A 12,825-nucleotide genomic window follows, 5' to 3' on the forward strand; every position below is an offset into this window, starting at 1 on the left:
GCAATGCACCAATTGCCCCGTGGCGCCGTCAACGCACAGCAGCTGGTTGCCAGTGGCTGCATCGGCAGGCAGGGCTGGTACCAGCACCTCCCCTGTGTTCTGTACCCGCAAGCGTTCGGCCCCCGCAGAATTCTTGATCACGAAATTGCCACCGGCCGGCATAGTGATGCTCACGTCGGCGGCATGGGCTGCCGGGCTGAAGATTCCCGCGCTGATGCACAGCGACCAGAGAAGGCGGGGAGGGATGGGGAAGTTGCGACGGTCCATGGTTCAGATGCTGCTTGGATGAATACGCGCGGAAAGCCGGCACCCGCGTGGCGGGCGCCAGGATGGAAGAAGAATGGGCCGGCCCAGGGGCCGGATGCCGGGGCGCCCGGCCTGCTCAGAGGCGTGTTGCGCGGCGCTGGCGGTGCAGGGCCATGCCGCCGAGCAGCAGGCTCATCAGCATCAGCCCGTAGGTGCTGAGCGTGGGGATGCTGGCTGGAGCCACCACCACCGGTGCGCCAATCTGCACGTTGCCAGGGATCCCGCTTCCGCTGGGGTTGGACACTGTGGCCAAGGGGCCCAGCGTGACCACGGCAGTGCCGGGACCGGACGAGGTCAGCACCACCGGCTTGCCGGGAGAGCCCAGCGTGAGCGTGCCCAGCACGGTGAGGTTGGTACCTGCGGGAAGAACGATGGTCGGGGGTGTCGGGCCGGTGCTGATCAGTGTCAGATCCTTCACGACGATATTGCCGCTGAGTGTCAGGGTCGTTCCGGGTGCACAGGTGTCTGAAAGCACAACGCTGCTGGTGCCGAGATTCAGTGCCGCCGCGCTCGTCAGGTCGCCGCCGATGTTGAGCTGGCCGCCCGTGCCGGTCACCGTGGAGCCCGCGTCAAAGGCAAAGGACCCCGAATCGAAGGTGCCCGTGCCCAGGGCCAGTTCCCCGCCCATCGAAACGGGGACGCAAAACGAATTGAACGAACCGCCAGCCAGATCGATGCTGGAGCCTGGAGGAAAGACAATCTGCCCCCAGGCCGAGCCGCACATTGCCGCGCCCAGGGCCAGCGACGCAGCCCAACGTTTTCCGAAACCTGCCATGAGTCCGATCTCCCGCGTACAGACGGCAATGCGCCTGTCTGATTTTTGTAGAGGCAGGCACCCCCCGTGGATAGGGCGCAGCACTGCCGAAGTCGGGCGAATGATCAGATAGAAAATGATTCTCTTGTAAGAAAAATTAACAATTGATTATGCGTTTTCATTTTTTGCAGGCTATCGGTTTGCGCGGAGGGATGGGGTTTACCAATCCTCCTTGACCGCCAGCACCGCCTCGCGCCCTGCAGCCGCACGCCCGGCCAGCCAGGCCGTCAGCGTGCCTGCTGCGATCACGCTGGCAGCCAGCGCCAAAAGGCGGGACCACGGCAGGGACAGCTCCATGGTCCAGTGAAAGCTTTGCGGATTCACCACATGCACCAGGATCACGGCAACGCCCAGGCCCAGCAGGCTGCCGGCGATGGCGCCGGCCGTGGTCCAGGCCATGCCTTCGCCGGCCACCACGGCCAGGATGTCGCGCCGCGTCAGGCCCAGGTGGGCGAGCAGGCCGAATTCCTTGCGCCGCGCCAGCACCTGGGCGCTGAAGCTGGCCGCGATGCCGAACAGGCCGATGCCGATGGCCACGGCCTGCAGCCAGTAGGTCACGGCAAAGCTGCGGTCGAAGATGCGCATGGAGCGCTCGCGCAGCGCGCCGCTGCTGGCGAACTCCAGTGCCTGCGCGGCGCCCGGCCCGGCCATCAGCGACTGGATGTGTGCCTGCAACTGCTGCTCCGTGGCCGTGTCGTCGCCGTCCGGCCAGATGGCGATTTCGGTGGGGCCTGTGGTGGGGGCGCTGCCGTCGGCAAGCCGTTGGTAGTCGTCCCAGTCCATGGCGATAGCGCCGAACTGGCGCACATAGTCGCGCCAGATGCCGGCCACAAACACGCGGGAATCTTCCGACGGCAGGGCCTGGGCCAGCAGCGGCCACTCCTGGCCGGGCCGCACGCCATAGAGTTGGGCCACGGCTTCACTGACATAGACGGGCGTGCTGCCAGCGGGCGCTTGCACGGGGCCTTGTATCCACGGCAACTGCTGGCCCTGGGGGCCATGCAGCGGACGCAGCAGCAGGCTGACGGCGGGGCGATCCGGGCTGAGCCACAGGCTGGTGCTGCGCATGGGCTGGGCGCGCTGCACGCCAGGCAGGGCGGCAATGCGCGCGGCCAGATCGGCGGGCAGGGGCGCGGCATCGGCACGGCCTGCGCTGCCGGCCGTGCGCAGGTACAGCGGGGCGGGCAGCACGGCGTCCAGCCAGGCGATCATGCTGTCCCTGAAGCTGGCCACCATCACGGTCAGCGCCACGGCCAGGCTCAGGCTGGCCACTACGCCGCCCACCGCCACGGTGGTGCTGCGGCGCATGCGCCGTGCGCGCTCCACGGGCAGCAGGGCCAGCGGCTGGCGCAGCAGCGATTGCGGCACCAGGCGCAACAGTTGGCCCAGCAGCCAGGGCAGGGCGGCCATGCCGCCCAGCAGCAGCAGGGCCACGGCGGCATAGGCGGCCAGGGGAATGCCGGCCACGGGCGGCACAAAGGCCAGGGCCACGCTGGCCGTCATCAGCAGCAGGGCCGGCAGGCCGCGCGCCGCGCGTTCGGAGCCCGCGCCCTGGCCCTTGAGCGTGGCGGCGGGCGGCAACTCCATGGCCTGGCGCGCCGGCCACCAGCCGCCAGCCACGGTGGCGGCCACGCCCAGCAGGCCAAAGGTCAGCGCGGCGCCGGCGCTCCACTGCAGTGCAGGCTGCACGCCGGCAAAGTAGCCGCCGCCCAGGTCACCGCCCAGCAGGTGCAGGGCCAGCCAGGCCAGTCCCGCACCCAGCGCAATGCCGGCCGCGCTGCCCACCATGCCCAGCAGCAGCGACTCCAGCAGCACCAGGCCCAGGCGCTGGCGCGGTGTCAGTCCCAGCACGGCCAGCAGGGCGAACTGCGGCGCGCGCTGGGCCACGCTGAGCGCCAGCACCGAGAACACCAGGAACGCCCCCGTGAACAGCGCCACCAGGGCCAGCACCGTGAGGTTGACGCGGTAGGCGCGCGACATCTCGGCAATGCGCTGCTGGTCGTCGCCGGGGCGGCCGGCCAGGGCCTGGGCGGGCCAGTCGGGCAGGCGGCGCAGTTCGGCCAGCAGGGACTCGCGCGTGGCGCCTTCGGCCAGCAGCACATCGATGCGGTCCACCTGACCCCAGCGCTGCAGGCTGTCCTGCAGCGCACCGATGTCCATCACGGCCAGCGGCGGGCCGGATGCGGCGACCGTGCCCGCGATGCGCAGGGTCTGCGCGCGCTCGCCCAGTTGCCATGGCAGGGGTGTGTGCCGCGCCTGCTCCGGCGTCAGGCCCAGGGCTTCGAGTGCCGTTGCATTGAGGAAGACCGCATCGGGCGCGAACAGGTCCAGCCGCCCGCCGCCATCGAACAGCCGGGGCATGAGCGCAGGCGCCACGGGCCCCAGCCGCAGCGCATCGCCGCCCAGCACGCGCAACTGCACCGGCGTGGCGGTGCCGGCCAGGGCCGTGGCTTCGATCCAGGGTGCGGCCAGGCTGACCTGGGGCTGCTGCGCAACACGGCCATACAGGGATTCGGGCAAGCCACCCTGCATGGCACGCAGCTCCAGGTCCGGCTGGCCGCTGACCGTGCGCACGGCGCGCGAGAACTCATCGAGCGCGGACTGGTTGATCACATGCACGGCAAAGCCCAGGGCCACGCCCAGCATGATGGCCACCAGGGCGGTGGCCGTGCGCCAGGGATGCTGGCGCAGCTCCTGCCAGGAAAAGGTGCGAAGCAGGGCGAGCATGGGCGGATGGTCTCTGGCGTTAGGCGGGCTGCATGCCCTGCGCGGTCAGGCGCAGCACGCGGTCGGCACGGCGCGCGGCCTCGATGGAGTGCGTGACCAGCACCAGGGCGGCCTGGTGTTCCCGGGTCTGCTGCAGCAGCAGTTCCATGACCTGTGCGGCCGTGCCGGGGTCCAGGTTGCCGGTGGGCTCGTCGGCCAGCAGCAGGGCCGGGCCGTGGACCAGTGCGCGTGCAATGGCCACGCGCTGCAGCTGGCCGCCGCTGAGCTGCCAGGGCAGGCGCTGCTCCAGCCCCTGCAGCCCGACGGCCTGCAGCAGTTGCTGCACGCGCTGGCGGCCCGCTGCATCCAGCCGCTGCAGCAGCATCAGCGGCAGGGCCACGTTGTGCCAGACATCCAGGTGCGGCAGCACATGGAAGGCCTGGAACACGAAGCCCACATGGCTGCGCCGCCACAGCGCACGGCCGGTTTCATCCAGGGCCGACAGGTCCTGGCCTGCGTGCAGCACGCGGCCCTGCTGCCACTCATCGAGCCCGGCCAGGCAGTTGAGAAAGGTGGACTTGCCCACGCCCGAGTCACCCACGATGGCCACGAACTCGCCGCGCGCCACGCTGCAGTCCACGTTCTCGAAGACGGCGGTTTTCGTGCCGCCGTCGTTGCGGTAGCGCCGCGCCAGGCTCTGGACCTGAAGCAGCGGCGGCTGAGTCAGCGGCGTGTTGTCCCGGGGCGCGGCAGTCATGAAGGCGGTTTCCTGTTCAGCCGTTGCGGGCCTGGTTTGCTGCAGCCACCACGGCCATCGCTGCCTGCAGCAGTTGCTGCTGGGCATCGGGCGTATCGCAGGCAATGGCATGGCGGGCGGGCATGCTGCGCAGCCAGGTGATCTGGCGCTTGGCCAGCTGGCGCGTGGCGGCAATGCCGCGCTCGCGCAGCGAGTCCATGGGGTACAGGCCGTCCAGCGATTCCCAGGCCTGGCGGTAGCCCACGCAGCGGATGGAGGGCAGGTCCAGGTGCAGGTCGCCGCGCGCGCGCAGTTGCTGCACTTCGTCGATGAAACCGGCGTCCAGCATGGCGTCGAAGCGCTGGGCGATGCGCGCATGCAGCCAGGCGCGGTCCTGCGGCTCCAGCGAGAAGAAGCCGCCGGGGCTGATCAGGCCCTGTGCCGCATCCTTGCCCGCCCGCGTATGAAAGCTGGACAGCGGCTTGCCCGACACATGCCAAACCTCCAGCGCGCGCTGTATGCGCTGGCTGTCGGCCGGCGCCAGGCGTGCGGCCGTGGCGGGATCGACCTGGGCCAGCAGCGCATGCATGGCGGGCCAGCCGATCTGTGCGGCCTGGGCGTCCAGCCGCTCGCGCACGGCGGGGTCGGCGGCCGGCATGTCGTCAATGCCATCCTGCAGGGCCTTGAAATACAGCATGGTGCCGCCCACCAGCAGCGGCAGGGCGCCGCGCGCTCGGATCTCGGCCACCAGGCGCTGCGTGTCCTGCACGAATTCTGCCGCGCTGTAGGCCTGCAGCGGGTCGCGGATATCGATCAGGTGATGGGGGCACGCAGCCAGTTCTTCGGGCGTGGGCTTGGCCGTGCCGATGTCCATGCCGCGATAGACCAGGGCCGAGTCCACGCTGATGATTTCTGCGGCCTGGCCGCGTTCGGCCAGCAGCCTGGCCAGGGCCAGGGCGGCAGCGGTCTTGCCGGAAGCGGTGGGGCCGGCGATGGCCAGGCAGGGGAGCGGGGAAGCGGTGGACATTCGAGAAACGGGAACGCAGGAAAGTGGAATCAGCGGTGGCCATCGACCCCGCCATGGCGGCGCACCAGCCCCCAGGCGACCAGGGCCGTGCACACGCCCCAGAACCAGATGCCGAAGGCCATGGGCCGGGTGGACTGGCCGTCCAGGTGCAGGCCCAGCCAGTGTCCCATGGCAAAGGCGATGAGCATCATGGTGAAGCCGTTCAGCGCCGAGGCCGTGCCCGCCGACTGCGGGAAGGGCGCGATGGCATTGCTCTGGCCGCAGGGCATGTGCACGCCATGGGCGATCTGGAAGATATAGAAGGGCAGGGCATAGGCCCAGAGGCTGCGCGCATCGGCCAGCGCCGCAATGCCGATGGCCGTGGCCGAAAGCAGGCTTGCCAGCCCGGCAATCTGCACGGCGCGCCGCACATCCATGCGCTGCAGCAGCCAGCGGCACAGGAAGGTGCCCGCGATGTAGCACAGCGCATTGCTGCCCATCAGCAGGCCGTAGCCCGTGCGGCTCACGCCCAGCACATGGATATAGGTGAAGGAAGATGCGGCCAGGTTGGTGAACAGGGCCGCATAGGTGCAGCAGGTCAGCAACTGGTAGGACTGGAATCCCGGGTGGCGCAAGATGGTGATCCAGTTGCGCGCCAGGGCCAGCGGCCGCAGCGCCGTGGGATTGGTGCGGGCCAGTGTCTCCGTGAAGCGCAGGGCCACCAGCAGCAGGGCCAGCGCACCCATCACCGCCTGGGCCAGCATGGTGGCGCGCCAGCCCAGCGAATCCACCAGCAGGCTGCCGCTGACGGGGCTCAGGAAGGCGATCACGCCCAGCCCGGTCAGCGCCTTGGACATGACCTGGGCGCCCAGGTGCGGCGCGAACAGGTCGCGCACCATGGCGCGAGCGCACATCACGCCGGCGCCCAGCGATGCCCCCTGCAGCGCGCGCCAGGCAATCAGCGATTCCATGGTCTCGGCGCTGGCGCTGCCCAGGGCCGCCAGCACATAGATGGACATGCCTGCCAGCAGGATGGGCCGGCGCCCTAAGCGGTCGGACAGCGGCCCCCAGGCCAGCTGCGAGCAGCCGAAGGCCAGCAGGAAGGCCGTCAGCGTGAGCTGCACCTGGGACACCTGGGTGGAGAAGGCCGCCTGTATCGAGGGCAGGGCGGGCAGGTACAGATCTGTGGCCAGCGGCTGAAGCCCCAGCAGCAGGCCGAGCAGGATGACGACCAGGACGGGGGACATGGCCGGCTGCGCTTGCGCGACGGCGGGAGACAGGGGCGCTGACATAGGCGCCCGAGGGTAGCAGAGAACCCGGGGTGCCGCTGTCCATGCCTTGGCGGCGCATATCCATCTGCGGATTGCGCAGTTGGGAACCGGCCCGCCCCTGCCTACATTGCATTGCAGAGCAACCCGACGCCAACCGAGCAATCAACGCAACTGCGAACAAAGGACCGTGATGGCAACGCCGACCGCTTTCTCCACCATCCCCGCCACCCTGCGCCAGGGTGCCTGCACCGTGCTGTACGTCGCGGCCCTGATCGGCGGCACGGCCCATGCCAATGCGCCCGTTCCCGAAGGTCCGCTGGTCAGCACCGAATGGCTGGCGGCCAACCTCAACCGCGCCGACGTGCGCATCGTCGAAGTCAGCGTCAACCCCGGCCTGTACGAGCGCTCCCATGTGCCGGGCGCGGTCAATTTCTCGTGGCACAACGATCTCAACGACAAGGTGCGCCGCGACATCGTGGGCAAGGAGCAGTTCGAGAAACTGCTGTCGCAGGCCGGCGTGAAGGACGGCACCACGGTCGTGCTGTACGGCGATACCAACAACTGGTTCGCGGCCTGGGGGGCCTGGGTCTTCGACATCTATGGCGTGCAGAACGTCAAGCTGCTGGACGGCGGCCGCAAGAAGTGGGAGGCCGAGAACCGCCCCCTCAACAACCGCGCCCCGGAATATGCGGCCACCACCTACCGCGTGGGCAAGGTCAACACCGCGCTGCGCGCGCGCCTGACCGATGCGCTGGCCTCGGCCGAAGGTCGCAGCGACGCCAGGCTCGTCGACATCCGCTCGGCCGACGAATACCAGGGCAAGGTCTTCGCCCCGGCCGGCGTGCCGGAGCTGGCCATCCGCGCCGGCCACATCCCCGGTGCCGTCAACGTGCCCTGGGGCCAGGCAGTGCGCGAGGACGGCAGCTTCAAGTCCGCCGAAGAACTCAAGAAGCTCTATGCGGGCGTGGGCATCGACGGCAGCAAGCCCGTCATCACTTACTGCCGCATCGGCGAGCGCTCCAGCCACACCTGGTTTGCGCTGTCCAAGATCCTCGGCTACCAGGTGCGCAACTACGACGGTTCGTGGACCGAATACGGCAACTCCGTGGGCGTGCCCATCAACAACCCGGCCGGTACGGTCTGGGCCGCGAAATGATCCCGCCGTCGATCAACCTGTCTTGAAGGCGGGGGCCGGGCGAGGGGTGTCAGTGCTCTTGGTTCGACGGATCAGGTGCGTGACGTGTGGCTTTGGCAAAAGCTCGGCTCCTTTGGGGCCCGCAGGCTGCGGGCCCCTTTTTTTATGCGTGGATGGCAACAAAGGGGGCAGGAATGACAAGCGTGACCGGTGAGCACACGCAGAACGTGAATGGCAGGCACAGGGCAAGGGACTGGACCAGATGGCTGCCCCTGGCCGCCGTGCTGGCCGCAGCCTGGCCTGTGGCGGCGCAGCTGCAGCTGCAAGGCGGCGGGCGCACCCTGGTCTTTGCGCTGGCGCTGGGCCTGCTGCTGGGGCTGGTGCTGCAGCGCTCGCGCTTTTGCTTTTACTGCCATGCGCGCGACTGGTTCGAGTTCGGCGACCCGCGCGGCGTGCTCTCCATCCTGCTGGCGCTGGCCGTGGGCTCGGCGGGCATGACCGTGGTGCTGGGCAGCTGGGTGGCCGTGCCCCAGCCCGGGCAGTTGCCGCCCGACATGCACATAGGTCCCGTGAGCTGGGTGCTGGTCCTTGCGGGCCTGGCCTTTGGAGCGGGCATGTCGGTCTCGGGCTCGTGCATCAGCGCCCACTGGTACCGGCTGGGCGAGGGCTCGCCCGTGGCGCCGTTTGCCCTGGTCGGCACGGGCCTGGGCTTCGTGCTGGGGTTTCGCAGTTGGAACCCGCTGTACAGCCTGGCCATTGCCGATGCACCCGTCATCTGGCTGCCGGCCCATCTGGGCTATGGCGGCGCGCTGGCGCTGCAACTGGCCGTGCTGGGCCTGCTGGCGGCCTGGGTCTGGCGCATTCATGGACGCTCGGGCCGCGCACGGCCCCGGCCTGCGGCAGAACCGGCGCAGCCACCGGGCCTGCGCCAGCTGTGGCTGTCACTGTGGCAAGGCCGCTGGAACGCCGCGCTGGGCGGCCTGGCCGTGGGCCTGATCGCGGCCGCCGCCATCGTGCGCATGCGGCCGCTGGGAGTGACCACCACGCTGGGCAGCACCGTGCGCGGCTGGGCCCAGGCGGGCGGCTGGGTGCCCGAGCGCCTGCACGGCCTGGATACCCTGGGCGGATGCGCCACCGCCGTGCTCAACAGCCTGCTCACGCCCCATGCCGTGCTGCTGCTGGGCCTGGTGGCCGGCGCCTGGGGCGCCGCCGTGGCCAGCCGCCAGTGGACGCCGCGCCGCCCCACCTGGCGCGATGCGGCTCGCGGCCTGGCCGGTGGCGCCTTGCTGGGCTGGGGCGCCATGACGGGGCTGGGCTGCACCATCGGCACGCTGCTGTCGGGCAGCATGGCGGGTGCGCTGTCGGGCTGGGTCTTTGGCGCGGCCGTGTTCACGGCGCTGTGGCTGGGATTTGTGTTGCGGCGCTGGCTGCACGAGCGTGCGGGAGCGCAGGGGCTTTGACCTGCAGCAGGAGGTGATTGCCGAGTGACAGGCGAGAGCGGCGCCTGAAACAGGCTTTCTGGCCATTGCTTGTCCTAGGCTTTTTTCTGCCAGTTTTCAGAGGAGACCGCTGCCAATTGCGGGCAGCTCAGTCCTGGAAATCTCTGGAAAATAGGATTTACGTGCCCAATTCATTGCTCCTATTATTTTCCTTTCAGAAGGAAGGGAGCGCCTTTCACAGGCGAAGGAGCCAATGACATTCAGGATAGACATCCATGCGCCATTGAGCCGCGCAGGGCGTTTCCACGAGTTGAATGGGGCAGTGGAGCGGCCACCGGCCATCCGCTCGGATACATGAGCTGCGGGCAACTGGTTCCCGCCTTCATTGCCCTCAATCGCCTGAAGCGGTCCAGGGACCTGTGCAAGGCTGTCGTGCTTGTTGGCTTCAACAAGGTATGCGGCACCCGGGACTTCGACAACGAACTGGACCGCAGGGCGCTGTGCGAGCTGTTTTGCTGCTGCATGACCGGCGGCCTGGGCCAGCGCTGCGTGGCCGGCGTGGTCATGCAGGCCGATGGGTTTGAAGGCTACCGGGGCTACTACAAGCAGGAAGTGCCGTACCTGAACAGAGCACCTGTCATGTCGCGCAACGAGCCCGTGCGCCCCACGCGCAGCCGGCCTGCGGGCTCGCGCATTCCGGATGTGGTCGTGGTGAAGAACCCGCGCCTTCCGCCTGTGCTGGACAACGTGCAGCGGGTCTATGAGATGAAGTTTCCGGGGGATGGCTTTTCTTCAGAATTTGGGCCCGATGGCATGAATCAGTTCCAGGCATATCAAGAAATTTTTGGAGAGAAATTTCTTAAGAAGGCTTTAGACGCCGGAAGCTGTGCTTGCGACAGCGATGGAAGAAACGTGAACGAAAGTGTGTTGAACCAAGCAACGCTATGGCAGGCCAACAGGGAAAAGGCCATCTCTTTGGCGGAGCGGGTGAATGCGGATACGGCATCAGCGGTCGGGGCTGCGGCCGGTGCATCCGCACTGGGGAGGGCACTGCGAGGTGTTGGTGCGGTAGGGAGCGCACTGGCGAGAGTTCTCGGGTTGTCCTTTTGAGGCGACGGCTTCGGTACGGTGAAATATGGAGGATAGATATGGCAAAAGACTTCAACAAACCTTTGAGCACCAGAGAACTGCAAAAAGCCACCGTGGCGACGATGGATATTCTCAAGGCACTGGTATTGCGTAATCAATTTGGCAATATTTGCGCAAGAGCTGGCTGGACCATCGAGATGGTATTCCATGAAGGGGATTCATTGGCTGTGCGCGAGCGCGCTTGGAAGGTGATAGATCTATTCATTGAAGCCGTTGGTGCTGAGAAGCTTGCAATATGGTGGGGGATGGCTCCTGTGGCTATGGCCAGCGAGAAAGGGAAAGCGAGAATGGAAAAGCACAAGCCCAATACGCTCAATAATCCGAATGGCTTTGCAATGATGTTTGATCTGGCCTCGGGAAGTCCAAAACCTCCAGATGATTGGGTGGAAAATGCACAAGAATTTCGACTTTATTGCCGAATAAAAAACAATGAAGGCATCTGGCTGCATGATCGCCATACAACACCTGGCATAGGCCCTTCCATGTCTTTCATTCGCATGGCATTTCCAGCATGGTGGATTCTGGACCAACCGCCAGGGCGCAATGTGGGCAGCCTCACCACCCAGATGGTGGAGTTGATGCAGCCCTTCTGGGCCATTGCAGGCTGGGGTGTCGTGCCGGCAGTGGAAGAACGCAATATCGATCCCGATGGCAAAGGCCAGCAGGTGCTGTACCCCTATCTGCAGCGGTTCCCGGGATTGAATGCGCTGGGCAGTATTGCCTTGATGAGCCATGACTTCAACAAAGCCATGTACAGCATCAACTGGCTGAGTTTTGTCAGCGATGCATTGCTGGAGAAACTGGGTGGGCGGGAGGCCGTGCGAAAGCAGGTGCAGGCCAGTCAATACCTTTCCGCCGGGGATGTGGGCAACTGCCTGGGGATTCGGGCCGGAGACTTTCCGGGGCTGGGGGATATGGACCAGGGACTGACACTGCCCGCCTTTGGCGAGGCGGCGCGGCTGCTCAAGCCGATTCGTGCCAAATCCCGGCTCAACAACTTCATCGGACCGCCGCCTTCTGGCTCCAATGATGAGCATGCATGGCTGCTGGCATGCGATGCCTATATGAGCCGGTTTGATTTGTTCTGATTTCTGGTGTGTTGAAGTAATGGAGAAGATGGCGATGGCTGCGGAACATGATTTCAACTGGCCTTGCGGCAATGAGAAAGCGAATGTTGCCACCGCGGCGACGATGGATATTCTCAAGGCGCTGGTATTACAGAATCAATTTGGACGTATTTGTGCAAGAGCAGGCTGGACGATCGAGATGGTGTTCCATGACGGGGATTCATTGGCCGTGCGTGAGCGTGCATGGGAAGTGGTCGATCTTTTTTGTGAGGCTGTAGGGAAGGAGAAACTGGTTTATTGGTACGACGGAATGCCTGCCATGCTGACCAGCGCGATAGCACAAAGAAAGTTGGCTGCAAAGAAGCAGAAAAGCTTTGATAACCCAAAAGGTTATGCCCTGATATTTCATATGGCTTCGGGTAAGCCAAATCCTCCTGAGGTGTGGGAGAATAATGCGCAAGACTTTCGCCTTTATTGCCGTATTGAGAATGATGAAGGTATTTGGTATCGTGAGAGATATGGGTCGATAAAAAAGGGCCCGGCCATGTCTTTCATTCGCATGGCATTTCCCGCGTGGTGGATTATGGATCAACCGCCAGAGCGCAATGTGGGCCGCCTCACCACCCAGATTGTGGAGTTGATGCAGCCCTATTGGGCCATTGCAGGTTGGGGCGTCATGCCCGCAGTGGAAGAACGCAATATCGGACCCGACGGCAAAGGGCAGCAAATACTGTATCCCTACCTGCAGCGTTTCCCGGGTTTGAATGCCCTGGGCAGTCTTGCGCTGATGAGCCATGACTTCAACAACGCCATGTACAGCATCAACTGGCTGAGTTTTGTGAGTGATGCCTTGCTGGAAAAGCTGGATGGTCGGGATGCGGTGCGCAAGCAGGTTCAGGCCAGCCAGTATCTTTCGGCTGGGGATGTAGGCAACTGTCTGGGGATACGGGCAGGAGATTTCCCAGGACTGGGGGATATGGACCAGGGGCTGACGCTGCCCGCCTTTGGCGAGGCGGCACGCCTGCTCAAGCCTTTGCGCGCCAGATCCCGGCTCAACAACTTCATCGGCCCGCCGCCTTCGGGGTCCAATGATGAACATGCGTGGCTGCTGGCATGCGATGCCTACATGAGCCGGTTTGATCTGTTCTGACCCATGCAGGCACTGCAGCTGAATCCTGCCGGGCCAGCCGGCAGGA

The 12,825-nt window shown here is 66.0% G+C and carries 10 protein-coding genes; 5 read left to right on the forward strand and 5 right to left on the reverse strand.

The annotated features are described in order from the left end of the window. Positions 1–382: 382 nt before the first annotated feature. The 5 genes from U6958_RS09570 to U6958_RS09590 all read right to left on the reverse strand — a co-directional run bounded on the left by U6958_RS09570 (position 383) and on the right by U6958_RS09590 (position 6,815). The gene (locus U6958_RS09570) at positions 383–1,081 is read right to left on the reverse strand and encodes an IPTL-CTERM sorting domain-containing protein (RefSeq protein WP_016447689.1); all 699 of its coding nucleotides are present in this window, start codon (positions 1,079–1,081) and stop codon (positions 383–385) included. Positions 1,082–1,279: 198 nt separating this feature from the next. Further along, the gene (locus tag U6958_RS09575) at positions 1,280–3,847 is read right to left on the reverse strand and encodes an FtsX-like permease family protein (RefSeq protein WP_074921021.1); all 2,568 of its coding nucleotides are present in this window, start codon (positions 3,845–3,847) and stop codon (positions 1,280–1,282) included. A 19-nt stretch (positions 3,848–3,866) separates the two neighbouring features. Next, the gene (locus U6958_RS09580) at positions 3,867–4,583 is read right to left on the reverse strand and encodes an ABC transporter ATP-binding protein (RefSeq protein WP_074921020.1); all 717 of its coding nucleotides are present in this window, start codon (positions 4,581–4,583) and stop codon (positions 3,867–3,869) included. A gap of 16 nt (positions 4,584–4,599) precedes the next feature. After that, entirely contained in the window at positions 4,600–5,589 is a 990-nt protein-coding gene (gene miaA, locus U6958_RS09585; RefSeq protein WP_074921019.1) for a tRNA (adenosine(37)-N6)-dimethylallyltransferase MiaA, read from the reverse strand. A gap of 29 nt (positions 5,590–5,618) precedes the next feature. Next, the gene (locus U6958_RS09590) at positions 5,619–6,815 is read right to left on the reverse strand and encodes a multidrug effflux MFS transporter (protein ID WP_074921018.1); all 1,197 of its coding nucleotides are present in this window, start codon (positions 6,813–6,815) and stop codon (positions 5,619–5,621) included. Between the two features lie 214 nt (positions 6,816–7,029). Here U6958_RS09590 and U6958_RS09595 point away from each other — a divergent pair, with 214 nt between their 5' ends. The 5 genes from U6958_RS09595 to U6958_RS09615 all read left to right on the forward strand — a co-directional run bounded on the left by U6958_RS09595 (position 7,030) and on the right by U6958_RS09615 (position 12,779). Further along, positions 7,030–7,995: a sulfurtransferase gene (locus U6958_RS09595; RefSeq protein ID WP_017407485.1), complete on the forward strand. Its 966-nt coding sequence runs from the start codon at positions 7,030–7,032 to the stop codon at positions 7,993–7,995. A 173-nt stretch (positions 7,996–8,168) separates the two neighbouring features. Next, on the forward strand, positions 8,169–9,434 hold the full coding sequence (locus U6958_RS09600) for a YeeE/YedE family protein (RefSeq protein WP_046988803.1): 1,266 nt from the start codon (positions 8,169–8,171) through the stop codon (positions 9,432–9,434). Positions 9,435–9,767: 333 nt separating this feature from the next. Next, a complete protein-coding gene (locus U6958_RS09605; RefSeq protein WP_074921017.1) occupies positions 9,768–10,523 on the forward strand; it encodes a hypothetical protein in 756 nt (251 codons plus the stop codon). 38 nt (positions 10,524–10,561) lie between these two features. Further along, positions 10,562–11,650, forward strand: coding sequence for a type VI immunity family protein (locus U6958_RS09610; RefSeq protein ID WP_061287423.1), 1,089 nt, complete (start codon positions 10,562–10,564; stop codon positions 11,648–11,650). A gap of 19 nt (positions 11,651–11,669) precedes the next feature. Beyond that, positions 11,670–12,779, forward strand: a complete 1,110-nt coding sequence (locus tag U6958_RS09615; protein ID WP_244160449.1) for a type VI immunity family protein — start codon at positions 11,670–11,672, stop codon at positions 12,777–12,779. The last annotated feature ends 46 nt before the right edge of the window (positions 12,780–12,825 follow it).

The organism is Delftia lacustris (assembly GCF_040267515.1).
Classification (GTDB): Bacteria; Pseudomonadota; Gammaproteobacteria; order Burkholderiales; family Burkholderiaceae_C; genus Comamonas; species Comamonas tsuruhatensis.